At 59.9% G+C, this 22979-nt stretch carries 20 protein-coding genes; 5 read left to right on the forward strand and 15 right to left on the reverse strand.

The genetic code is table 11. From position 1 onward, the window contains the following. Positions 1 to 78 precede the first annotated feature (78 nt). From MKI83_RS02315 to MKI83_RS02335, 5 genes are all read right to left on the reverse strand, one after another. Positions 79 to 2223: a 3-hydroxyacyl-CoA dehydrogenase NAD-binding domain-containing protein gene (locus tag MKI83_RS02315; protein WP_241583100.1), complete on the reverse strand. Its 2145-nt coding sequence runs from the start codon at positions 2221 to 2223 to the stop codon at positions 79 to 81. Between the two features lie 162 nt (positions 2224 to 2385). After that, positions 2386 to 3591, reverse strand: coding sequence for an acetyl-CoA C-acetyltransferase (locus MKI83_RS02320; RefSeq protein ID WP_241583102.1), 1206 nt, complete (start codon positions 3589 to 3591; stop codon positions 2386 to 2388). 553 nt (positions 3592 to 4144) lie between these two features. Further along, positions 4145 to 4567, reverse strand: coding sequence for an Hsp20 family protein (locus MKI83_RS02325; protein ID WP_241583103.1), 423 nt, complete (start codon positions 4565 to 4567; stop codon positions 4145 to 4147). 159 nt (positions 4568 to 4726) lie between these two features. Next, positions 4727 to 5710 (reverse strand): tRNA dihydrouridine synthase, encoded by a 984-nt coding sequence (locus tag MKI83_RS02330; protein ID WP_241583105.1) that lies wholly within the window; start codon positions 5708 to 5710, stop codon positions 4727 to 4729. Positions 5711 to 5794: 84 nt separating this feature from the next. After that, positions 5795 to 6229 carry an acyl-CoA thioesterase gene (locus tag MKI83_RS02335; protein WP_241583107.1) on the reverse strand — a complete coding sequence of 145 codons (435 nt, stop codon included), beginning with the start codon at positions 6227 to 6229 and terminating at the stop codon, positions 5795 to 5797. 128 nt (positions 6230 to 6357) lie between these two features. Here MKI83_RS02335 and MKI83_RS02340 point away from each other — a divergent pair, with 128 nt between their 5' ends. From MKI83_RS02340 to fdxA, 3 genes are all read left to right on the forward strand, one after another. Beyond that, positions 6358 to 8217, forward strand: a complete 1860-nt coding sequence (locus MKI83_RS02340) for a sensor domain-containing diguanylate cyclase (protein ID WP_241583108.1) — start codon at positions 6358 to 6360, stop codon at positions 8215 to 8217. A 108-nt stretch (positions 8218 to 8325) separates the two neighbouring features. Further along, positions 8326 to 10908: a DNA mismatch repair protein MutS gene (mutS, locus tag MKI83_RS02345; RefSeq protein ID WP_241583109.1), complete on the forward strand. Its 2583-nt coding sequence runs from the start codon at positions 8326 to 8328 to the stop codon at positions 10906 to 10908. 221 nt (positions 10909 to 11129) lie between these two features. Then, entirely contained in the window at positions 11130 to 11453 is a 324-nt protein-coding gene (gene fdxA / locus MKI83_RS02350) for a ferredoxin FdxA (RefSeq protein ID WP_071871802.1), read from the forward strand. A gap of 61 nt (positions 11454 to 11514) precedes the next feature. On the opposite strand, the gene MKI83_RS02355 is transcribed toward fdxA, so the two are convergent. Genes MKI83_RS02355 through MKI83_RS02390 form a run of 8 tightly spaced genes read right to left on the reverse strand, consistent with a single transcriptional unit; the run spans position 11515 to position 18090 of the window. Continuing rightward, on the reverse strand, positions 11515 to 12423 hold the full coding sequence (locus MKI83_RS02355; RefSeq protein ID WP_241583111.1) for a ChaN family lipoprotein: 909 nt from the start codon (positions 12421 to 12423) through the stop codon (positions 11515 to 11517). Further along, entirely contained in the window at positions 12420 to 13163 is a 744-nt protein-coding gene (locus MKI83_RS02360; RefSeq protein WP_442320099.1) for a heme ABC transporter ATP-binding protein, read from the reverse strand. The genes MKI83_RS02355 and MKI83_RS02360 overlap by 4 nt, the downstream gene beginning before the upstream one ends. A gap of 16 nt (positions 13164 to 13179) precedes the next feature. Next, entirely contained in the window at positions 13180 to 14217 is a 1038-nt protein-coding gene (locus tag MKI83_RS02365; RefSeq protein WP_241583113.1) for a FecCD family ABC transporter permease, read from the reverse strand. A gap of 9 nt (positions 14218 to 14226) precedes the next feature. Then, a complete protein-coding gene (locus tag MKI83_RS02370; protein ID WP_241583114.1) occupies positions 14227 to 15129 on the reverse strand; it encodes a heme/hemin ABC transporter substrate-binding protein in 903 nt (300 codons plus the stop codon). Beyond that, positions 15119 to 15544 carry an ExbD/TolR family protein gene (locus MKI83_RS02375; protein ID WP_241583115.1) on the reverse strand — a complete coding sequence of 142 codons (426 nt, stop codon included), beginning with the start codon at positions 15542 to 15544 and terminating at the stop codon, positions 15119 to 15121. Before MKI83_RS02375 ends, MKI83_RS02370 begins: the two co-directional genes overlap by 11 nt. Beyond that, a complete protein-coding gene (locus MKI83_RS02380; RefSeq protein ID WP_241583116.1) occupies positions 15541 to 16233 on the reverse strand; it encodes a MotA/TolQ/ExbB proton channel family protein in 693 nt (230 codons plus the stop codon). Before MKI83_RS02380 ends, MKI83_RS02375 begins: the two co-directional genes overlap by 4 nt. Before the next feature lie 2 nt (positions 16234 to 16235). Then, entirely contained in the window at positions 16236 to 17303 is a 1068-nt protein-coding gene (locus MKI83_RS02385) for a hemin-degrading factor (RefSeq protein ID WP_241583117.1), read from the reverse strand. Between the two features lie 40 nt (positions 17304 to 17343). Beyond that, the gene (locus MKI83_RS02390) at positions 17344 to 18090 is read right to left on the reverse strand and encodes an energy transducer TonB (RefSeq protein ID WP_241583119.1); all 747 of its coding nucleotides are present in this window, start codon (positions 18088 to 18090) and stop codon (positions 17344 to 17346) included. A gap of 195 nt (positions 18091 to 18285) precedes the next feature. Here MKI83_RS02390 and MKI83_RS02395 point away from each other — a divergent pair, with 195 nt between their 5' ends. Both MKI83_RS02395 and MKI83_RS02400 read left to right on the forward strand, forming a co-directional pair. Beyond that, a complete protein-coding gene (locus MKI83_RS02395; RefSeq protein WP_241583121.1) occupies positions 18286 to 20481 on the forward strand; it encodes a TonB-dependent hemoglobin/transferrin/lactoferrin family receptor in 2196 nt (731 codons plus the stop codon). Positions 20482 to 20544: 63 nt separating this feature from the next. Then, entirely contained in the window at positions 20545 to 20883 is a 339-nt protein-coding gene (locus MKI83_RS02400; protein ID WP_241583122.1) for a Rieske (2Fe-2S) protein, read from the forward strand. 3 nt (positions 20884 to 20886) lie between these two features. On the opposite strand, the gene sfsA is transcribed toward MKI83_RS02400, so the two are convergent. Both sfsA and MKI83_RS02410 read right to left on the reverse strand, forming a co-directional pair. Further along, the gene (gene sfsA, locus MKI83_RS02405) at positions 20887 to 21603 is read right to left on the reverse strand and encodes a DNA/RNA nuclease SfsA (protein ID WP_241583123.1); all 717 of its coding nucleotides are present in this window, start codon (positions 21601 to 21603) and stop codon (positions 20887 to 20889) included. After that, positions 21593 to 22777 carry a pyridoxal phosphate-dependent aminotransferase gene (locus MKI83_RS02410; RefSeq protein WP_241583124.1) on the reverse strand — a complete coding sequence of 395 codons (1185 nt, stop codon included), beginning with the start codon at positions 22775 to 22777 and terminating at the stop codon, positions 21593 to 21595. Before MKI83_RS02410 ends, sfsA begins: the two co-directional genes overlap by 11 nt. Between the last annotated feature and the right edge of the window lie 202 nt (positions 22778 to 22979).

A 22979-nucleotide genomic window follows, 5' to 3' on the forward strand; every position in this document is an offset into this window, starting at 1 on the left:
CCTGCGCAAAACCCTGCGTAAAACAAAACCCCGGTCATCACAACCGGGGTTTTGTCGTTTTAAGCCCAATTGCTCGGGTTAAAACCCTTCGCCTTTGGCCGCTTTATCCAACAGCAGTGCCGGTGGTTGGAAGCGCTCGCCGTACTGATCGGCCAAGTACTGTGCGCGGGCAACAAAATCTTGCACGCCGTACTGGTTGATAAACTGCAACGCGCCGCCGGTCCATGCGGCAAAGCCAATACCGAAGATCGAACCGATGTTGGCGTCGGCCACGCTTTTCAGCACGCCCTCTTCCACACAACGTACGGTTTCGATGGCCTGAATAAACAGAATACGGTCACGTACATCATCAGCCGAAATCTGTGCTTCGGGCTTTTCGAAACGGCTCTTCAACTCGCCCCACAGCTGCTTTTTCGCGCCAGCCGGATAGTCATAAAAACCACCGCCCGCCGCTTTGCCTGGACGTTTGAACTCTTGCAGCATCAAGTCAATCACCGCGTACGCCGGATGCTGCGGGATCACCTTGCCCTCGGCCTTTAAGTCCGCCACGGTTTGCTGGCGAATATGCGCCATCAGGCTCATCGACACTTCGTCGCTAATCGCCAGCGGCCCGACCGGCATGCCGGCTTGACGCGCTTGGTTCTCGATCATCGCCGCCGATACGCCCTCGCCCAGCATGGCCAGACCTTCATTGGTGAAGGTGCCGAAAACGCGCGAGGTAAAGAAGCCACGACTGTCGTTGACCACGATCGGCGTCTTCTTGATTTGCTGCACGTAGTCGAAAGCCCGCGCCAAGGTGGCGTCGTTGGTCTGCTCGCCACGGATGATTTCCACCAGCGGCATTTTGTCCACGGGGCTGAAAAAGTGCAGGCCAATAAATTTCTCAGCCTGCTTCACCGCCGTGGCCAAGCCGGTGATCGGCAAGGTTGAGGTGTTAGAAGCAATCACCGCATCACTGAGCGCCGCACTTTCGGCGGCCGAAGTCACCTTGGCTTTGAGATCACGATCTTCAAACACCGCCTCGATGATCAGATCACAACCGGCGAAGTCGGCCTCACTGATCGTCGGGGTAATCAGACTTAAGAAAGCATCGCGTTTCTCGGCGCTCATGTGACCCTTGGCGACTTTCTTCTCCAGCAGCGTGGCGGAGTAGTTTTTGCCCTTCTCGGCCGCCTCGATGGAAACGTCTTTAAGCACCACTTCGATACCGGCCGCGGCCGACACATAGGCGATGCCTGCGCCCATCATGCCCGCGCCGAGCACACCGACTTTCTTCGTCGGCTGCACGTCAAAGCCTTGTGGACGCGACTTGCCGGCGTTGATCTCGTTGAGCTGGAACCAGAAGGTATTGATCATGTTCTTCGCCACCTGCCCGGTGGTCAGCTCGGTAAAGTAGCGAGCCTCGATGATCTGCGCGGTGTCGAAATCGACCTGCGCACCTTCCACGGCGGCGGCAAGAATTTTCTCCGGCGCGGGAAAACAGCCTTTGGTTTTGCTGCGCAGCACGCTCGGCGCAATCGCCAACATTTGCGCCACGGCTGGGGTGCTCGGCGTGCCACCGGGGATCTTGTAGCCCTTCACATCCCACGGCTGCGCGGCTTGCGGATTGGCGGCAATCCAGGCGCGAGCCTTGGCCAGCATGTCGTCGGCGTTATCGGCCAGCTCATGGACTAAACCGGCTTTGAGTGCGGCATCGGGGCGCACTTTCTTGCCTTCGGCCAAATACGGCAGGGCTTTTTCAATGCCCAGCAGGCGCACCATACGCACCACACCGCCACCACCAGGCAGCAAGCCTAAGGTCACTTCCGGCAGGCCCAACTGAATGCTGGGGTTATTCAGCGCAATGCGGTGGTGACACGCCAACGCGATCTCCCAACCGCCACCCAGCGCCGCGCCATTAATGGCGGCGACTACCGGCTTGCCGAGGGTTTCTAGGCGTCGCAGGTCGCCTTTGACCTGCAAAATCATGCGGTAAAACGCATCGGCATCGGCCTTGGTCACTTTGACCAATTCATTCAGGTCGCCGCCGGCGAAGAAGGTTTTCTTCGCGCTGGTGACAATCACCCCTGCGAGGCTGTCTTTTTCCGCCTCAAGGCGCTCAACCACTTCAGCCATGGCTGCGCGGTAGACCGCATTCATGGTGTTGGCGCTTTGGCCGGGCATATCCATGGTCAGCACGACAATATTGTCCTGACCTTTTTCGTAACGGATGGCGTCAGTCATTTCATCTCTTCCCAAACAGTTGGGGAGCGCTTCAGGGGCGTCACGAGCGACGGTCAGGCAAGGCGGAAATCATGCAGAAAGCGGAGTTTGCTGATGCAAATGAGCATTTCCGGAGGATTTCCAACGCAGCATGGCCGAGCGCAGTAGCCCGTGATAGCTCCTTTAAATACGTTCGATAATGGTGGCAATCCCCATCCCACCGCCGACGCAGAGGGTGGCGAGGCCATAGCGCAGATTGCGCGCTTCCAACTCATCGAGCAGGGTGCCGAGAATGGCGCAGCCAGTGGCGCCCAATGGGTGCCCCATGGCGATGGAGCCGCCGTTGACGTTGACCTTGTCTTCGCTCACGCCCATGTCTTTCATGAACTTCATCACCACCGAGGCAAACGCCTCGTTGACTTCAAACAGGTCGATATCCGACACCGACAAACCAGCCTTGGCCAGCACTTTGCGCGTCGCCGGCGCGGGACCTGTGAGCATGATGGTCGGGTCGGTACTGGTCACGGCGGTGGCGACAACACGGCCACGGGCTTTCAAGCCCAGCTCTTTGCCTTTGGCTTCGGAGCCAATCAGCATCAGCGCGGCACCATCGACAATGCCGGAGCTGTTGCCTGGAGTGTGCACATGGTTAATCGCCTCAACGTGCGAGTATTTACGCAGCGCGGTGGCGTCAAAGCCCATCTGGCCCATCATCTCAAAGCTCGGCTTGAGCTTGGCGAGGCCCTCTAAGGTGGAGTCGCCGCGAATAAACTCATCGTGATCGAGCAAGGTGATGCCGTTTTGGTCACGCACCGGCACCAAAGATTTGTTAAACGCTCCACTGGCGGTGGCCTTAGCGGCTTTTTGCTGCGAGCGCAGCGCAAAGGCATCGACATCCGCGCGGCTGAAGCCTTCCAACGTGGCGATCAGGTCGGCACCAATGCCTTGCGGCACGAACTCAGTCTGCAGGTTGGTCGCCGGGTCCATCGCCCAAGCGCCACCGTCGGAACCCATCGGGATGCGCGACATGGACTCCACCCCGCCAACCACGACTAAATCTTCGAACCCTGAGCGCACTTTCATCGCGCCAAGGTTGACCGCCTCAAGGCCCGAGGCGCAGAAACGGTTGATCTGCACGCCCGCCACGCTTTCATCCCAACCGGCCACGAGGGCAGCGGTTTTGGCGATATCAGCGCCTTGGTCGCCCACTGGGGTCACACAGCCAAGCACCACGTCATCCACATGACTGGTGTCTAACTGGTTACGCTCGACCAGGGCTCGCAGCAGGCCAGCCGCTAAGTCCACGGGCTTAACGCTGTGCAGGGAGCCGTCTTTTTTGCCTTTGCCGCGCGGCGTGCGCACAGCATCGAAAATGTAGGCTTCGCTCATGGGAATCAAAATCCTCAGGCTTGGTTAGGGTTATGCAGCACGCCGAGCGCACCGTGCACTTACCTTGCGCTGTCCCTGCCCGTGCGGCAATGACAGATGCGCTCAAGCCCATTGACCAATCCCGTCAAAACACAGGCCGCAGAGCAGCTGCTTTTGACTGTAAAAGCTTTTGCTACCAATCGTTCTAAGGCGCAACTACCTCAAGCTTTTCAAGCACCTACACTGTGAAGGGTAAGGTTGCCTGGGGGATTGCTAGGCACTGGCAGTTCTGTAGGCGCACGACAAATGCCACCGCGCACGGCACAGCGTTACCGCGCGGCGAATAACAACAAAGGCATGACTATGAAACCAATAAAAGCTATCCGGCAGATCAGTATGGTAGCGGTGGCTATCTACCTCGTTTTGATCCTGCCTAACCTATCCGCCATTGTTTAAGTACGGGCGATAGTTGAAGAACATCGGCGCGGGCAGCCTGTAATCGCCTGCAAAAATCATTTAGACCGATAAACGAAGGGCGCCCCATGAGGCGCCCTTCGTGTGTTTGTCGTCGCGTTTATACGCTGATGGGGATCTGCCGTAGTTTGGCTTCTTCGGGCACGATGCGCTTGAGCTCAACCTGCAGCAGGCCATTTTCAAGCTTGGCGCCTTGCACTTCGATGTGATCCGCCAAGCGGAACTGCAGCTTAAAGCCACGCTGGGCGATACCTTGGTGCAGGTATGTGACGCCATCCTGTGCGCGTTCGGCTTTGCGACCATTGATGCTGAGCACACCGCGCTCTACGGCAAGCTCTAATTCATCTTGGCGGAAACCCGCGGCAGCAATCACGATGCGATACGCGTCGTCGCCGTGTTTTTCCATGTTGTAGGGGGGGTAGCTGGTGCCCTCGTTGCGCTGCGCGGCCTCGAACAGGTCATTGAAGCGATCAAAACCCACCGAGTGGCGGAACAAAGGGGCCAAAGAAAAAGCAGTTGTCATGGGGTAAACCTCCTGAATTTCAGCAAAGTAGTGAGGAAAGCGCCGACCTTGATCGGGGTTTCCTCGGCCAACCCGCTTAGCAGCATTGGCCTATTACTGAAATAAGGGCGAACGATGACTTTTCAACCCCTCACAGGCAAAACACAACACGCAGCCTCGTCACTGGGCTAACGCGTTGCTGGTTAAGCCATCAAGCCCAACCGGCGTTAACAGGGCCACATCAATCTCGGGCAAAGCGGTTAAGCGCTTGATCCGCGCAAACAGCTCATTCGCCTCTGGATAAAAGCGGCTCAGCATGGCCAGCCATTGCTTGATGCGCCCGGGAGCATGGCGCGGCGCGATGCGTTCGCGGGCGTCCTGCCACAGCAGCAGCACCAGCGGCAAAACCTCTGACCAAGTCATATCGGCCGCGCTAGTGCCGCGTTGTTCAGCGGCGATTTGGCGCGCCAGCCCCGGGCGCGAGACTAAGCCCCGCCCCAGCATCACATCGCTGATGCCGCACTCGGCAACGCAGCGGCGGTAATCCTCGACACTCCAAATCTCGCCATTGGCCATCACCGGCACCGAGACGACTTCGGCAATGCGTGCAATCCAACTCCAGTGCGCCGGCGGTTTATAGCCCTGCACCTTAGTGCGGGCATGCACGATGATTTCCGCCGCGCCGGCGTCGGCCAAAGCCCGCGCGCAATCGAGCGCCAAGTGGGCATCTTCATAGCCCAAACGCATTTTCGCGGTGAGCGGCACGTGCGCCGGCATGGAGGCGCGCACCTGCTGCACGATTTCGTACAGAGCTTCGGGTTCTTTGAGCAGCACCGCGCCGCCCTTGTGCCGATTGACGGTTTTCGCCGGACAACCAAAGTTCAAATCCACCACGGGGGCGCCTAACTGACAGGCACGGTCGGCGTTTTCGCCCAAGCACATAGGATCAGAACCCAACAATTGCACCCGCACCGGCACGCCCGCGGCGGTTTTCCCGCCTTGGTGCAGCTCCGGCGCTAGGCGATAAAACTCGCGCTTGGGCAACAGGCGGTCGGTGACCCGAATAAACTCGGTCACGCACCAATCGATCCCGCCGACACGGGTCAGCAGGTCACGCAAGGGCGGGTCAACCAAGCCCTCCATCGGGGCTAAAGCAATTTGCATGGTGGCAGTTGGGCTACTTCATCAGGTGGGCGCGCATTGTAGGCAGCGGCCGGCACGCTGTCAGGTCATACCGATCAACTGCCATCACGCCTCGGCGGTCAACTGCCCGTAGGCGGCGACAAATTCTGCCGGCATGCGCTTGGGCTTGCCGGTCGAGAGTTCTACACAAGCGAAGGTGGTGCGCCCGCGCAGCAAGGTCAAACCATCGCTCACCCGGCAGATTTGAAAGCGCCGTACGCTGCGTAATTTACGATCACAGCCGATCAACCAAGTGGCCACTTCAAGCGGCTCGCCTTGATAAGCCGCCGCCAGATAATCCAGCTCATGGCGCACCACCGCCATGCCGCGATCCAAGCGCTGATACAGCTCGACATCCACCCCTAAACGCTGCGAATGATGCCACGCGGCCTGTTCAAGCCACTGCACATACACCGCATTATTGGCGTGGCCTAACCCATCGATATGCTCCGCTTGCACAGTGACCGCCAACACGCACGGCTCGGGTAAGTCCCACGGCATCCAACACACTCCTGTTTTGTTCGTTCATGGCGCTTTGACGCCAGCGCTGCACTTGAGAGTACACTCGCGTGGCGCACCATCGCCTGCTTTACTCATGGCATGGCTTGGATTGTGCGCTAGGAGTGTTTTTGTCGCGTCTGCTGTCCCACAGCATAACCCTGCTGATGATCATCACTGCGCTACTGATTGGCACGGCTGCGCAGGCCAACACGCCCTTGGTTGTCATGGCCGAGCAGGCGCCTTATCGCCTAGGCGAACAATGGCAAGCTTGGGAAGATCGCTCGGGGCAAATGAGTCTCACGCAAATTTCGCAACTGCCAGACAACGCCTGGCAGCCTGTGGTCAGCGAAGAGGCCAACTTTGGCTACACCCAATCAGCCCAGTGGCTGCGCATCACCTTAGCCAACCCGTTAAACCAAGGGCAGAGCTGGTATCTGCGCCTAAGCAACCCCCTGCTGGATGAGGTCGATATTTTTATTGGCCAGCGCCATTTTAAAAGTGGCGATCAACGCCCGTTCCATCTGCGCCCACTCAATCACCGCTTAATCATTGTGCCGTTTGAGCTTTTCGCCGACAGCCAACAAACCCTGTATTTACGCATCGCTTCGCAAGGCTCGCTCAACGTTGCGACCACCTTGCTCACGCCAAAACAACTGATTGCCAGCGAGCAAATCGAGGTCATGCAGCACGGCGCTTTCTTTGGCGCCATGTTGATCATGCTGTTGTACAACGCCTTGCTATGGGGGCTGATCAGGCAGCGCATCTACCTTAGTTACTGTTTATTTGTATTCAGCTTCACCTTGTATCAATGGGCCCAGCTGGGGTTCGGCTTTCAGTGGTTTTGGCCAGACGCGTTATGGTGGCAACAACGCAGCTTCATTATCTTGGCCGCGATCGCCGCTTATTCCGCCTGTCTGTTCACTTGGGATGCGCTGCAAATCCGCAGCATGCAAAGCGGCTTTCGGCGCTTAGGCCGCGCACTCATGGGGCTGTGCGTGTTGAGCCTGATCTTGGCGGTCAGCGTGCCGTATCAGACAGCGTTACTGTTTAGTTTTATCGTCGTCGGCTGCTGCACCCTCGGGGCCGTACTGTTCTCCATCACCCGCTGGCTACAAGGCTATAGCCCCGCGCGCTTATTTGCCTTGGGCTGGGGGCTATTGGTGCTCGGCAGTTTCTTGCACGTATTAAGCGGCAGCGGCGTATTGCCCGCGGCCGCCGGCACTCTGTACATGCAGCAAGTTGGCGCCGTGATCGAGGTGTTAATTTTTGGTTTTGCCCTCGCCGCGCGTATCCGCGCGGCCGAAGACGCCGAGCATCGCGCGCAAAACCGTCTGCTGGCGCAAGAGCAGCAACAGCGCGAGCAACAAACGCACACTTTAGCCTTGCAGCGCGACATCAATGCCCAGCTTGAAGTGCGCGTACAAGAGCGCACCCAAGCCCTAGAAACAACCCTCAAAGAGCTATCCAGCGCCAATTTGCGCTTGGCACGCTTAAGCCGTGAGGACGGCCTAACCGGTCTGTACAACCGCCCGGCGTTTAATGAGTTTTTGGCGCAGTTTTGGCAGCAGGCACAGCGTCACCGCACCCCGCTATGCCTGATGATCATGGATCTTGATCACTTTAAAAAAATCAACGATCAATTCGGCCACCTCGCCGGCGACGCCTGTTTAAAGCACGCCAGTGAGCTGCTCAACAACAGCATGCGCCAAACCGACATATTGGCCCGCTACGGCGGTGAAGAGTTTATCGCCCTGCTGCCCAATACCACCCTAGAAGCCGCGCAGAGTCTCGCCGAACGTATCCGCCACAACTTAGAAAACCACCCCTGCGAGTTTGAAGGCCAGCGCCACCGCATGACGCTAAGCCTAGGCTTAAGCTGCATCACCAGCATCAGCGAGCACGACAGCGCCAACCGCCTGTTAGCGCAAGCCGACCAAGCCTTGTATCGCGCCAAAAACGCCGGTCGCAATCAGGTGGCCTGCTTTTAACCAAAGCGCCACGGCGGCCATTAAGCCACCGCGCAATCGTGCTAACCTTGCGCGCACTTTGCCACCGCCTTGCGGTGAGTTCACGTCAGCCATTTGACCTGTGTGCGCATGAAAAAAACCGAACAAGATTTATCCAACCACACCCCGATGATGCAGCAGTTTTTGCGCATCAAGCAGCAGCACCCCAAGCAACTGTTGTTCTACCGCATGGGCGATTTTTACGAGCTGTTTTTTGACGACGCAAAAAAAGCCGCCAAGCTGCTCGACATTACCCTGACCGCACGCGGCCAATCGGCCGGCAAGCCGATTCCCATGGCTGGCATTCCCTACCACGCCGCCGAAGGTTACCTCGCCAAGCTAGTCAAGCTCGGCGAGTCGGTAGTGATTTGTGAGCAAGTGGGCGACCCCGCCACCAGCAAGGGGCCGGTGGAGCGCCAAGTGGCGCGCATTCTCACCCCCGGCACCGTCAGCGATGAAGCGTTGTTGGACGAGCAACGTGACAACTTGCTGGCCGCTGTCTTGGGGGATGAGCGCCTGTTTGGCTTGGCCTCGCTGGATATCTCCAGTGGTCGCTTCAGCGTGCAGGAAATCAAAGGCTGGGAAGCGCTGCTCGCCGAATTAGAGCGACTGAACCCCGCCGAGCTGATGATCCCCGATGACTGGCCCGATGGTCTGCCGGCCGAGCGCCGCAAAGGCAGCCAACGGCGTGCACCGTGGGATTTTGAATGCGCCAGCGCCTACAAAGCCCTGTGCCAACAGTTCGGCACACAAGACCTCAAAGGCTTTGATTGCGAAGACTTAACCCTCGCCATCGGCGCCGCCGGCTGTTTGCTCGCCTACGCCAAAGAAACTCAGCGCACCGCTTTACCCCACTTACGCAGCCTGCGCCGCGAGCGCCTCGATGATGCCTTAGTGTTAGACGCCGCCACACGGCGCAATCTAGAACTCGACATCAATCTATCGGGCAGCCGCGACAACACCCTGCAAAGCGTGATGGATCGCTGCCAAACCGCCATGGCCAGCCGTTTGCTGACCCGCTGGCTACATCGCCCACTGCGCCATCTCGACACATTGCGGGCGCGGCAACAGAGCATTGCTTGTCTGCTCGACGGCTATGCCTTCGAAACCTTGCAGCCACAACTTAAAGACATCGGCGATCAGGAACGCATCCTCGCGCGCGTGGCGTTAAAAAGCGCGCGTCCACGCGACCTCGCCCGTTTGCGTGATGCGCTGGCCGCTCTTCCCGCGCTGCAAGACAGCCTCGCCACGCTGGATGACCCGCACTTAGCTGAACTGGCCAGCCACGTCAGCCAGTTCCCTGAGCAAGCCGAGCGCTTAGCCCGCGCGGTAATCGATAACCCGCCAGCGGTGATTCGCGATGGTGGGGTGATCGCCGAAGGTTTTGACGCCGAGCTGGATGACCTGCGCAACATCAGCGAGAACGCAGGGCAATACCTGATGGACTTAGAGGCGCGCGAAAAAGCCCGCACCGGCCTGCCTAACCTCAAGGTTGGCTACAACCGCGTGCACGGCTACTTTATTGAGCTGCCGCGCAGTCAGGCCGAACAAGCACCGGCAGACTATATTCGCCGACAAACGCTCAAAGGCGCTGAGCGCTTTATCACCCCAGAGCTAAAAGAGTTTGAAGACAAAGCCCTGTCCGCCAAGAGCCGTGCACTAGCGCGCGAAAAACAGCTGTATGAAGACTTAATCGACAGCCTGATCGACGACCTCGCCGCCCTGCAAACCAGCGCCGCCGCACTGGCCGAGCTGGATGTGTTGGCCAATCTGGCCGAGCGCGCGATGAGCTTGTCACTGTGCCGCCCTGAGTTTACCGACGAACCCAGCCTATGCATCGAGCAAGGCCGCCACCCCGTGGTGGAGCAAGTGCTGGAAACCCCGTTCGTGGCCAACGACCTGAACCTGACTGACGACGCACGTATGTTGGTGATAACGGGGCCGAACATGGGCGGTAAATCGACCTATATGCGGCAAACAGCGCTGATTGCATTACTGGCACACATCGGCAGCTTCGTCCCCGCGAGCGCTTGCCGGCTATCGCCACTGGACCGCATTTTCACCCGCATTGGCTCTAGCGATGACTTAGCCGGTGGCCGCTCGACCTTCATGGTCGAGATGAGTGAAACCGCCAACATTCTGCACAACGCCAGCGCCAGCAGCTTAGTGCTGATGGACGAAGTAGGACGCGGCACCAGTACCTTTGATGGTTTATCACTGGCGTGGGCCGCCGCTGAACGCTTGGCGCAACAGCGCGCATTTACCTTGTTTGCCACCCATTATTTTGAGCTAACCGCCTTGCCCGACAGCCACAGCAGCGTGGCCAACGTGCATCTCAATGCCACCGAGCACCAAGGCAATATCGTGTTTTTGCACCATGTGCTGCCGGGCCCTGCCAGCCAAAGTTATGGTTTGGCGGTCGCACAACTGGCCGGCGTACCGGCACCGGTGATCAGCCGCGCTCGCGAGCACTTGGCGCGCTTAGAAGCACACAGCTTGGACAATCCACCACCGGCCAGCAGCGATAACCCGAACCCGTCTGGCCCCTTCCAATCCGACTTATTTGCCAGCACACCGCACCCGCTGATTGAAGCATTGCACGGCGTCAAACCCGACGACTTAACCCCGCGCCAAGCATTAGAACTGCTCTATACGTGGAAAAAAGCGCTGTAATACTCAACACTCAAACGCCACGGCAGCTCTACTCAGCCGTGGCGTCTTGACCAATATCAAGAACAGCCAACTAACTGATAATCAACCGCAAATATAGTCAGCCGCTAAGGCATATTGATCATTTGAATAAGCACAGACTGGGCAGTTTTGCTTAATTTGCTGTTAGAATCGCGCCCCGCTGTGATGAGCGTGTTTAGCCTGAGCCTGAGGAGAATCAGAACATGACCTTTGTCGTTGTCGACAACTGCATCAAGTGCAAGTACACCGATTGCGTGGAAGTCTGCCCTGTGGACTGCTTCTACGAAGGCCCGAATTTCTTGGTCATTCACCCAGACGAGTGCATCGACTGCGCCCTGTGTGAACCCGAGTGCCCGGCGCAAGCCATCTTCTCAGAAGATGAAGTGCCGGATGATCAGCAAGAGTTCATCCAACTGAACGCCGATCTGGCGGAAGTGTGGCCGAACATCACTGAGAAGAAAGACCCGCTGCCCGACTCAGAAGAGTGGGACGGCAAGCCGAACAAGCTGCAATACCTAGAGCACTAAACGCTCGAGTATCACCGCAGCCAAGCCCGCGCCTTAACCGCGCGGGCTTTTTTTCGTCTGACTATTGATCATTCGCCGGCTGGGTCGGCGATGATTGGGTGCGCAGGCTGTCCCGCAGTTGCGCGCAATAGTCTTGGCTGGGTGTTGCTTGGGTAAACCATGCGTAATCGGCTTGGGCGGCAGAAGCGCTCGCGCCTTCCTCCAGCAGTAACAGCACCTTAACGGCAGCCTTTGGCGCTAAATCCTGCACGTGCAGCGGCACACCACGATCGGCTCGGGCGTGAAAAGCACCGGCGATTAACAGCGCCGGCGCGGGTGCCGCCAACAAACGCTCGGCCATGCGTCGGTCGCGCTGTTGCTGCACGGCAAGCATCGCCGGCACCTGACTCGCCGGCAGCAAGCCACAGTGCGAGTCGGCAATCTCTTGGCGTAACGCCTGCTGCACAACCGCTTGCGTGCTGTGTACGCCCGATAAAACTGGCGGCGCGCGGTAGATCTGCTGTATCTCGCGGCGATCCAGATTGGCCGCCCACAACGCTGCCTGCATGTTCAACAGGCTACGCAGCAGCGGCCCGTATTGCGCCCACTCCCAGCCTTGGCTCCAGTGCAAATCCTCTGGCAACAGCAGCCGTGGCGGCGTTTGGCGTATCGCTTGCACGAAGGGTTCTTGGCTTGGCGTGAGCATTTCCAACAGATGGGCGCCGCTTAGGCGCTGGGCATTCAACGCCTCGGCCAGCCACTGCTCAACCGCATGATGCTGAGGGTTGTCGTGCTTTTCGCCGACGATCAGCCGCTCAGCCTGACTCAGCGCCTGCACCAGCTCGCCGGGACTCAACGTGGCTTGCGTCGACAGCTGCACAATCCGCCCCGCCGGCGCGGCCATGGCCGTGTTCAAGCACACGCTTGCCAGCAACAGCGCTAACAAAAACCCGCGCTTTACCGACCAGCATTGAGCTAGCAGCGTGTTCATCGCGGTATCACCCAAGGACAACCCAGTTCTGGATGCTGGCTTAAGATCACTGGCAGCTCGAAGACCTGCAACACGTTCGCCTCGGTCAGCACCTCATGCGGCGTGCCCAAAGCCTGTGCGCGGCCTTGATGCAACAGCAAGATGCGATCGGCAAAACGGGCGGCCAAGTTCAAATCATGCAGAATCACCATCACCGCCGCCCCAGCCGCGGAAAAACGGCGTACCGCGTTGAGGGTGACGTGTTGGTGCAACGGGTCAAGCATCGAGGTGGGCTCGTCCAGTAATAAAACCTGCCCCGCCGCGCCCGGCCACAGCTGCGCCAACACCCGCGCCAAATGCACGCGCTGCCGCTCGCCGCCGGATAGCTCTAAGTAATTACGTCCGCGCAAATGCGCCGCGTCTGCCGCTTGCAAGGCTTCGTGCACGATCGCCGCATCACGTTGCTGACCGCTGGCGTGTGGCAAGCGGCCCATGCCGACCACTTCATCGACACTAAACGCAAAACTTAAGCTCGACTGCTGCGGCAACACCGCGAGCCGCTGGGCCCGCTCGCTGGCAGGCCATGCCGACAAGGCGCGCCCCGCTAGCTGCACACTGCCGCCCAGCGGGGCTAACTCACCGCATAACGCCGCCAGCAAGGTGCTTTTGCCGGCCCCGTTAGGCCCCAGCACGGCGAGCACTTCGCCATCGCGCAGGCTCAGGCTCAAATCCTCAATAATGCGCTGGCCACCGCGAGCCAATGCCAGGTGTTGGCACTCAAGCATGGGCGCGCCCCTTAATCAGCAAATAGAGGAAGAACGGCGCGCCCAGCAATGCGGTCACCACGCCGATGGGCAACTCTGCCGGCGCGATCAGCACGCGCGCCAGCACATCGGCCAACAGCAACAAGCTAGCCCCTGCCAGCATCGATGCGGGAATCAAGCTGCGATGATCCGGCCCCAGCAGCAAACGCATCAGGTGCGGCACCATCAAGCCGACAAAGCCAATCATGCCGCACGCCGCCACCGCCGCGCCGACACCCAATGCGGTGAGCAGAATCAGCTGCCGTTTGAGTTGCTCGATATCCACCCCTAAGTGGCGCGCCTCCGACTCGCCCAGTAGCAGCGCGTTGAGCCCCTGCGCCCAGCGCGGCAAGCGCCACAACAACAGCGCGGCCACCAGCAGCAACGGCCATAACCGCGCATAACTGGCCCCGTTGAGGCTGCCTAGGTTCCAGAAGGTCAACGTGCGCAAAGTGGCGTCATCGGCCAAATACTGCAGCAAGCCGATCATGGCCCCAGCCAACGCCGCCAGCGCCACCCCAGCCAACAACATAGTCGCCACATCCACCCGCCCTTGGCGGCGACCTAAGCGATAAACCAACGCGGTAACCAGCAAACCGCCGGCAAAGGCACTGAGCGACAATAAATACGGCGACCACGCAGGCGCCAAGCCGCCAAGGCTCGCCCCCAGCACAATCATCAGCGCGGCACCCAGCGCGGCACCGCTCGACACCCCGATCAACCCTGGGTCCGCCAAGGGGTTACGGAACAAGCCCTGCATGGCCACGCCGCACAGCGCCAACACGCCGCCAGCAGCCAAGCCGAGCAAGGTGCGCGGCAAGCGGATCTGCGCCACGATCAGTTGCGCTTGCTCGGGGGCCTGTAGCGGCATCCCTAACGTTGCCGCCAATGCGCGCAACAAGGTGGCCACATCCATTGCCACCGGCCCCACGCTCAGCGATAGCCACAGCGCCAGCAACAGCAGCACGCCCAGCAAGACAAACGCCAAGCGACGACTCAATAAAGGTTTCATTCCAATCGCTTAGGGCGCATGCCCAGCCAATAACGAAGACGGCAACTTAAGCGCAGGATAAAAGGCCTGCGCCAACTGCGCCACCGCCGCCGGTACGCGCGGGCTCACGCCACCGACCAATAAGGTGGGATCAAGAAACGGTAACCGCTGAGCCTGTGCGGCGGGGGTGACGGCCAAGGCCGGCTGCTGTTGCAACAGCGCACGGCGTGCTTCATCCCCTTGCAAGGCGCGATCGGTGACGACGATCACCTCAGGAGCCAAGGCCAACAGGGCCTCGCTGGTCATGGCTTGGTAGCCTTGATGGGTGGCGACATTGCGCCCGCCGGCCAAGTTAATCAGCCAGTCACCGGCGCTTTCTCGCCCCGCCACCATAGGGTTACCACCGGCATGGCTCAGCAGTAGCAAAACACGCGGCTTAGCTTGTGCGATGGGCTGCAGCGCCGCAGTCACCTGAGTTAGCTCGTGGTAAAACGCGCGATAGCGCTGCGCGGCTTGCTCGGGGGCGTTGAGCACATCACCCAGCTTGCGCAAGTTAGCCTGCACCGCCGCCAAACTGGCCTCAGCCGAAAGCCTGTGCAAGGCCACGCCGGCACCATCAAGCTGCTTCAGCACCGGCGGCGGGCCCATTTCTTCGGTGCCGATCAGGGCATCCGGGTGTAACGCCAGAATGCCCTCGGCGCTGAGGCTGCGTTGATAGCCAACATTTGGCAGCTGGGTTAAAAACGCCGGATGACGACTGGTGCTATCGACCGCCACCACCTTATCGGCCGCGCCCAACGCCACCAGCCACTCGCTGACTGCGCCACCGGCACTGATTAAGCGCATGTCCGCCGCGATAGCGCCGCCACTCAAGCACGCCTGACTAAGCAATACAGCGGCTACGCAACGCAACGCTAATCCTTTACGGCGCATGCTTGCCGTCCTCCATCAAAATACGCGTGTCGTGCGCGCCACGATCTTGCAGCAGGCTGACTAGGCGCAAAAAGCTATCCAACGGCGCTTGGCGATCGAGCAGCAGGTCGACGCCGGGTACACCGGCGGCCAGCACTTCATCCAAGCGCAACTGCAAGGCGGCAAAATCGCTTTGCAGTTGCTCATTGAGGTACCACTGACCTTGTCCATCCAAGGCAATTTGCAGTCGCTCACCCGGTTGATTGGCGGCCGGCGGATGGTTTTCTGGCACTTGCGGCAAATTCAGCGGCAGCTGTTTGAGCGGCACTTGCGCGGTGAGCAAGAAGAACACCAAGACAATGAAGATGACATCGAGCAGCGGCGTCAGATCCGGCAATAAGCTGCTGGTCTGCTCTTGGCTGGACAAGCGAATCATGCGTTGACCACCTGTGACGGCAAGGTGGCGCGCTCAGGTTGCGGCTCGCGCTGCGGTTTGGCAGGCGTCAACGGCGCGGGCTGGGCGTCCAGACTCAAGCCCTGCAAGGCCAATTGGCAACGATTGAGCAGACCTTGTAGGCGCTCGATGTACTGATTGCTCCACAGGTTAAAGCCCTGCCCTACCGCCAACGCCGGCAAGGCGATCAGCATGCCCCACGCGGTGGTATACAAGGCTTGCCACAAGCCATCGGCTAACAGCGCCGGCGTGACCGGTTTATCGCTGCCGGCGATGTCGGCAAACATATCCAACATGCCCAGCACCGTACCAAGCAGGCCCAGCATCGGCGCCAACACGCCGAGCAATTGCAGTAAGCGCAGGTGCTGATGCTGGCGTTGACGCTCGTGCTCCAGCCAACACGCGAGCAACTCTTCACGCTGCGCCTGTGCCAAGCCACGGTGCGCCAACAATAGCGCCACCGCACGCCCCCAGCCCTGCTGCGGCAATCTCACCTCGGCAAAACGCGCGTTCTGGCACTGGCTGAGCAACTGATGCTCTTGCGCCTTACTGCACGCCGACAAGCGCGCAAACAACACCAAGCGCTCGACCGCCAATATCAGCACCACCAGCGAGCACAGCAACAGCGGCCACGCCAACACCCCCATACTGGTAAACCATTGCGGCAGCATGCTTAGGCCTCCTCAACCGGCAGGGCTTCAGCCAAGGCGCGCCAGCCATCTAGCTCCGGCACGCCTGGCTTGCGCGCACCAAACAGCTGTACCACCAACTCGCCGTCGGCAGAAAACGCCTCAAGGCTGGTAATCACGCCATCGCTGCTGGGTTTACGCACGCGCCATAGGCTGGCCACCGCAGGCATATGCAGGTGCAAGTTGAATGCGGGATCGAGCACATTGAACCACTCGCCCGCCCAACGCAGATTGCTGACCGGCCCTGAGTGAATTTGGATGCAATGCTTGTTGCCCACAAACACCATGATTGGCGTTTGCCGCTGGGCGGCGTTTTCCAGCGCCTGCACCAGTTGCGCCACGGGCAAACGCTCGGCCCATGCCTCACCAGCCAGTCGCAGCGCTTGCTCACGCGCGGCACCGTACTTGTTGATCAAGGCGAAGAAATGATGCGTGTCTTTGAGCTGTCGCCAGCCATCGCGCAGGCTGGCGACATCGATTTCACTATCGGCGCGCTCAGGCGCGGCAGGCGCTGCCGGCTTAAGGGCTAGCTGGGCGCTTTGCGGCTCTTGGCTAAAGCCCGTCAGCAACGCCTGCCACGCGGCCAGATCACTGTCATCCTGCAAGTACACCTTGTGCACAGCCACGCCTTGCTGATCAAACACCTGCAGGCTGCGCAGCGTGCCACGCGGGCTTTGCTCTTCTACGGCAAACGCACTGTCCCATTCGCTTAAAAACAAGCGCAAATCGATATCCGCCGACACCACCAGGCCCATGCGCCCATTGGCCATGACGCTGGTTTCGCGGTAGCGCCCTTTGCGCTCGTGCACGCAGTGCTCGTTGCGGGTCAGCACCATCACCGGCCCCAAAGCTTCGAGCGCTGGCAACAGCTTCGCCCAATCCGCCTGCAGGCGCAGCACTCCATGACCTAAACGACAGGCCAGCAGCTCGGCCTCACTGACCGACAGCAGCCGTGCTGCCTCACGGGCGCGCAAACGCGGCTGTTCACTGCGCAGCTGTTGCCATTGCTGCAACAGCGCAGCACTGGGGATATGGGGATTGGCACTGTTCATCGCATCACCTAAGAAGAAAACACACGCGGCCGCAGCCGCCTCAGCGCCCTGCCAGAGCAAAGCGCACGGGAATTTGCACACGACTGGGCACACCCCTGCCGTTGTTCTGTTCGGGCAGAAACTGCCAGCTAGACACCGCCTCCAGCGCCGCCGCATCCAGCTGGGCGAAGCCTGAGCTTTGCAGCACCGCACGGGCGCGTTGTGCGCCTTGCGCGTCCAAACGCACTTCGACCAACACCACACCCTCTTGCTTACGTCGCCGTGCTTGACTGGGGTACTGCGGCGCACGCGGCGGCTGGGCGAAGCGCGGCTTGCTAACCAACACGTCGGCCGCAGGGCTGGTCGCGGCTTGACTCACCGATTTGGCCGGCGGCACTGCATCTTGAGCAGCCACCCGAGCCGTCGCGGGAGCGGCGACAGCCGGCGCAGGGTTAGCCACCGCCAGCTCACGCACGGCAGACGCAGGTTTAGGTGCAGGTTTAGGTTCAGGGCTAGGCGCCTTAACCGGCACAGGGGGCTTCACCGCCAGCGGCTTACGGGTCGCCACTGGCTTTATCACCGGCTTACTCGGCTGCACCGGCGGCGGTGTTTTAACCACCGGCCTCGGCGGCACTCGCTCAGCAACAGCAACCCGCGGTGGCGCGCTCACCAAGCGCGGCAACGCCGCCAAGCTCATCGCTGGCGGCGCAGGCTCTGCAACAGCCAGCGGCGGCGTGGCAGACAGCTCAAGCAGCACCGCCACGTGCAGCACGACCGCAAACAGCACCGGCAAAACAAAACGCGACATTAACTAACCGTCTCAACAATCACTCAGCGTGCATATTGAGAATCATTTGCAGTTAATAGTCAAGATCATTTAAGCTGCGCCGGCCGTGATGTCCTGAATCGAAAAAGAAACACGCCTGCCGCTGGAAACCCCGATAACACCAGCCCCCAGCGCAGAGCCGGCTGCACACAGCCCAACGATTCGGAGAAGTAACTCATGCCCCGTAGTACCCCGCCTTTTGCCCTAAAACCCGCACTGGCGCTCATCTTGTTCGCCCCCGCCAGCCTATTGGCTGAGAACACCACCACCTTTAGCCCCGTGACCGTAACGGCCACGCGCAGCGCGCAAACCTTGAGCGAAGTGCCGAGCACTGTTTCGGTGATCGACCAAGAGCAAATCGACCGGCAGAACATTAACCGCCCCGCCGACTTGATCCGCTACGAGCCGGGCGTCAGCGTCGGCGGCACTGGCAGCCGCTTTGGCAGCGATGGCTTTACCATTCGCGGTGTGGGTGGCAACCGCGTGCTCACCCAAGTCGACGGCGTGAGCGTGCCCAGCGCGTTTGAATTTGGCCCCTTCCTTAATGCCCGCCGCGACTACATCGACCTGGATAGCGTCAAGCAGGTAGAAATCATCCGCGGCCCAGCTAGCTCGCTATACGGCAGCGACGCGATTGGCGGAGTGGTGAGCTTTATCAGCAAAGACGCCAAGGACTACTTAGGCGCCGACAAAGACTTCTACGCGCGCTTTAAAGCAGGCTATGACGGCGCCGATGACAGCTGGATGGAAGCCGCCACCTTCGCCGGGCGCGCCGGCCAGTTTGATGGCGTGCTGCAACTAACCCACCGCCAAGGCCATGCGCTGAATACCTACGGCGGCCAAGGCGGCATTGGCAGCAGCCGCGAAGAAGCCAACCCAATCGACTTCAGCACAGAAAACCTGCTGGCCAAACTAGGCTGGGACTACGCGCCCAACCAGCGTCTGCAGCTGACCTATGAAAAGCTCAATGACGAAGCCGACACCCGCGAGCTGAGCAGCTACGCCACCAGCGGCACCACGCGCAGCAGCGATGCCGACGACAGCACCGACCGGCAACGCGTGAGCTTAAAACACGAGTTTGATCTGGCCAGCGCCATCAGCGATCGCATGCAATGGCTACTGAGTTACCAAGACAGCCAAATCCGCCAACAAACCTACAACCAGCGCTTCAGCGGCGGGCAATTCCGCGACCGCTTCCGCGACTCTAAATACGAAGAACAGCAATGGAGCTTCAGCAGCCAGCTGGACAAGCAAATCAGCAACCATCACCTGTCTTACGGTTTTGACGCCAAGCGCAACGAAAGCACCAACCTGCGTCAAGGCGCGGAGTACTTCAGCAGTACCGGCTTGCCGACACCACCAGGCTTTGGCGCGGAAACCTTCCCACTCAGTGACTTCCCCGATCCAACCATCGACAAGTACGGCTTGTTTATTCAAGACCGCATCGAACTGGGCCGCTGGACGCTGCTGCCCGGCCTGCGCTACGACTACTTCAAGCTCAAGCCGGATGTCACCCCGGAGTACTTGAACGCCAGCCGCGCCGAGCAAAACCCGAGCAACTTTAGCGACGACCACTGGTCACCGAAGTTTGCCGCCACCTATCAAATCGACGATGCGCACAGCGTATACGGCCAATACGCCGCTGGCTTTCGCGCCCCCGAGGCGATTGATATCTACGGCGAATTCGTCAACCAAGCGTTCGGCTATCAAACCATCGCCAACCCGAACTTAAAGCCAGAAACCAGCCAGAGCTTGGAAACCGGCCTACGCGGCGAATACGGCCATGCAAGCTTTGGCCTGGCGCTGTTCTACAACCGCTACGAGGACTTTATCGAGCAAGTCACCTTAGCCCGCGACCCGACCGGTAATGGCCGCACGACATTCCAAAACCAGAACCTCGACCGCGTGACCATTCGCGGCGCCGAAGCGCGTGGTGACTTGCAACTGGGTGCCTTGGGTATGCCGCAAGGCAGCTACTTAAAAGGCGCCGTAGCCTATGCCCGTGGCAAAGACGAAAGCACTGGCCAGCCGATCAACAGTGTTGACCCGCTCAAAGGTGTGCTGGGTTTGGGTTACAACCACGAAGAGCGCTTGGGTGGCGAGCTGACCTGGACGCTAGTCGCCGCCAAAGAGCGGGTGGATGAAACGCAAATCAGCAACCAGTACGAGCCTTCCGGTTACGGCATTGTGGACCTGACCACATGGTGGGCAGTGGGCGGCGGGGTCACGGTCAATGCTGGTCTGTACAACCTCACCGACAAGCAATACTGGCACTGGGGCGACGTGCGCGGCATCAGCGCCAGCAATGCTGGCCTTAGCCGCTACAGTCAGCCGGGCCGCTATGGTGCGGTGAATGTGAGCTGGGAGCTGTAAGCGCTACCGCAAACAGTCGTGGCGCGGGATAATGCCTGCCCCACGGCTGCTAATCGTCCGCGCATGATCTTTCTTTGCCCCGCTAACGCCCTCGCCGAAGGGCAAAGCAAAAGCTTTATCATCAACCAAGGCAGCACCCAAGGCAGCACCGAGCAAACGCTGATCGGTGTGCGCCGCCATGGCCAAGTGTATGTGTACATCAACCGCTGCCCACATCGCGGCATTGGCCTTGAATGGCTGCCGGATCAATTTCTCGACGCCAGCGGCACGCTGCTGCAATGCGCCACCCACGGTGCGTTATTTTTGATTGAAACCGGCGAATGCGTAGCCGGCCCCTGCAGCGGCCAACACCTTAGCGCGCTGAGTTGCCACGAAGATGCCGACGGCATTTGGCTCGACTAACCCTTACCCCAGCAGTGGCAGGGCCCGTTCGATGCGCAGGCCCGTTTGCGGATCGATCGTCACCGCGTAAGCCAGCACTTCAACGCCCGCTGTCTTAGCCGCCTGCAAGGCCTCGGCATAGGCCGGATCAATCTCCGTCGCCACGCGCACCCCTTCGATGCCCGTCAAATTGACGCAATACAACTGCACCGCACGCACCTGTGCGCTGCTCGCCATGCGCGCTAACTCACGCAAATGTTTGGCACCGCGCGTGGTGACCGCATCGGGGAACGCAGCCACTGCGGAATCGGCAAAGCCTAAGGTGACACTTTTCACCTCGACATACGCCTCGCCAGCATCGGCATAGGTGAGGTGAAAGTCGGCGCGGCTATTTTCTGTGCCGTAGCGTACTTCTCGCTTAAAAGCAGTGAAGCCGGCTAGCTCAGTGATGACGCCAGCCTGCAGCGCCTCTTGCACCAAGGCATTGGCACGCTGGGTATTCACGCAGGCCAAGCGGCCCTGCGGGGTTTGCACCAGCTCCCAAGTGCCTTTGAGCTTGCGTTTGGGGTCGTTGGATTCGCTGTACCACAGCGGCGCTCCGTCACCCATGCAGTTGAGCATGGAGCCGGTGTTGGGGCAGTGAATGGTTAGCGGCTCGCCCTCAGCGGTGAGGATGTCGGCAAAAAACCGTTTGTAGCGCTTAACCAAGGTGCCTTGCTTAAGCGGCGGATCAAACTGCATCGGGCTGCCAACGGTTTAGGCCACGGGCAATCCGCCGTACTGCTTCTTCGAGGCGCGGCAAATCTTGCGTGTAAGCAAAGCGCACATGCTGCTTGGCTAAGTGATGGCCAAAGTCGAGCCCCGGGGTAAAGGCTACATGTTCGGTTTCTAAGAAATGCCGGCAAAACGCCTGCGCATCCCCACCAAAATCTGAGATATCCGCATACAGATAGAAGGCGCCCTGCGGCTCAACGGCAATTTTAAAGCCCAGCGCACGCAAGGCTGGCAACAGATAGTCACGGCGGGCGGCGAACGCGGCTCGGCGCTGCTCTAAGATGGCCAAGGTCGCCGGCTCAAAGCAGGCCAGCGCGGCGTACTGCGCCATCGACGGCGCGCTGATGTAAAGGTTTTGCGCCAGTTTCTCTAGGTGAGGCACCGCCGCCTCAGGCGCCACCAGCCAGCCCAAGCGCCAGCCGGTCATGCCGAAATACTTACTGAAGCTATTGAGCACAAAGGCGTTGTCGTCCACCTCCAGCACGCTGGCGGCTTGCTCGCCATAGGTCAGGCCATGGTAGATCTCATCCACCACCAACTGCCCACCCAAGCCTTGCAGCGTATGTGACAGCGCCGCTAAGGCGGCACGGCTTAATACCGTGCCGGTCGGATTCGCCGGCGAGGCCAGCAAAGCCCCCACACTCTTACCCGGCTGCCAGTGCTGCGCGACTAACTCAGGCGTGAGCTGATAACCGGTTTCTGGGCCGGTGGGCACGAGCTGCGCCTCGGCCTCAACCAAGCGTAAAAAATGTCGATTGCACGGATAGCCGGGGTCGGCCATCAACCAATGCTGCCCAGGCTCCACCAACAAAGCGCTGACCAACAACAAAGCGGCCGAGCCGCCGGGGGTAATCACAATGCGTTCAGGGCTAACGCTAACCCCATAACGCTGCTGATAAAAAGCGGCAATCGCCTCCCGCAACGGCACAATCCCTCGCGCGGGGGTGTACTGGGTTAAACCGGCGGCCAACGCCGCTTGCCCGGCGGCGACAATCGGCGCGGCCGTGGTGAAATCGGGCTCGCCAATTTCCAGATGAATGACATCGTGCCCCGCCGCCTCCAACGCCTTGGCTCGCGCCAGCAACGCCATGACATGAAAGGGTTCGATGGCTTGCGCCCGACGACTGGGGATAAATGGCATAGCGAGACGGCATCCAAACACTAAACTGCAAAAGAGTTGTCATTCACGCGCAAAGCAGCGCAGGCGTCAATCAATGATCGTTCAAGCAGGCGCCGGTTTAAGCGGCGAACGACGCCAGCACAACACTACGCCCTGATGGGTCTGATGAGATTGTGCCGCCGCTAAACGAGGGTCTCCTTACGGCTTTAGTCGGGTGCTAAAC

Source organism: Atopomonas sediminilitoris (genome assembly GCF_022601735.1).
GTDB lineage: Bacteria > Pseudomonadota > Gammaproteobacteria > Pseudomonadales > Pseudomonadaceae > Atopomonas > Atopomonas sediminilitoris.

Excerpts from the sequence above, each read along its gene's own strand:
- MKI83_RS02315 (WP_241583100.1), bottom strand. The coding sequence starts at position 2,223 with ATGACTGACGCCATCCGTTACGAAAAAGGTCAGGACAATATTGTCGTG.
- MKI83_RS02320 (WP_241583102.1), bottom strand. The coding sequence starts at position 3,591 with ATGAGCGAAGCCTACATTTTCGATGCTGTGCGCACGCCGCGCGGCAAA.
- MKI83_RS02325 (WP_241583103.1), bottom strand. The coding sequence starts at position 4,567 with ATGACAACTGCTTTTTCTTTGGCCCCTTTGTTCCGCCACTCGGTGGGT.
- MKI83_RS02330 (WP_241583105.1), bottom strand. The coding sequence starts at position 5,710 with ATGCAAATTGCTTTAGCCCCGATGGAGGGCTTGGTTGACCCGCCCTTG.
- MKI83_RS02335 (WP_241583107.1), bottom strand. The coding sequence starts at position 6,229 with ATGCCGTGGGACTTACCCGAGCCGTGCGTGTTGGCGGTCACTGTGCAA.
- mutS (WP_241583109.1), top strand. The coding sequence starts at position 8,326 with ATGAAAAAAACCGAACAAGATTTATCCAACCACACCCCGATGATGCAG.
- fdxA (WP_071871802.1), top strand. The coding sequence starts at position 11,130 with ATGACCTTTGTCGTTGTCGACAACTGCATCAAGTGCAAGTACACCGAT.
- MKI83_RS02355 (WP_241583111.1), bottom strand. The coding sequence starts at position 12,423 with ATGAACACGCTGCTAGCTCAATGCTGGTCGGTAAAGCGCGGGTTTTTG.
- MKI83_RS02365 (WP_241583113.1), bottom strand. The coding sequence starts at position 14,217 with ATGAAACCTTTATTGAGTCGTCGCTTGGCGTTTGTCTTGCTGGGCGTG.
- MKI83_RS02370 (WP_241583114.1), bottom strand. The coding sequence starts at position 15,129 with ATGCGCCGTAAAGGATTAGCGTTGCGTTGCGTAGCCGCTGTATTGCTT.
- MKI83_RS02375 (WP_241583115.1), bottom strand. The coding sequence starts at position 15,544 with ATGATTCGCTTGTCCAGCCAAGAGCAGACCAGCAGCTTATTGCCGGAT.
- MKI83_RS02380 (WP_241583116.1), bottom strand. The coding sequence starts at position 16,233 with ATGCTGCCGCAATGGTTTACCAGTATGGGGGTGTTGGCGTGGCCGCTG.
- MKI83_RS02385 (WP_241583117.1), bottom strand. The coding sequence starts at position 17,303 with ATGAACAGTGCCAATCCCCATATCCCCAGTGCTGCGCTGTTGCAGCAA.
- MKI83_RS02390 (WP_241583119.1), bottom strand. The coding sequence starts at position 18,090 with ATGTCGCGTTTTGTTTTGCCGGTGCTGTTTGCGGTCGTGCTGCACGTG.
- MKI83_RS02395 (WP_241583121.1), top strand. The coding sequence starts at position 18,286 with ATGCCCCGTAGTACCCCGCCTTTTGCCCTAAAACCCGCACTGGCGCTC.
- MKI83_RS02400 (WP_241583122.1), top strand. The coding sequence starts at position 20,545 with ATGATCTTTCTTTGCCCCGCTAACGCCCTCGCCGAAGGGCAAAGCAAA.
- sfsA (WP_241583123.1), bottom strand. The coding sequence starts at position 21,603 with ATGCAGTTTGATCCGCCGCTTAAGCAAGGCACCTTGGTTAAGCGCTAC.
- MKI83_RS02410 (WP_241583124.1), bottom strand. The coding sequence starts at position 22,777 with ATGCCATTTATCCCCAGTCGTCGGGCGCAAGCCATCGAACCCTTTCAT.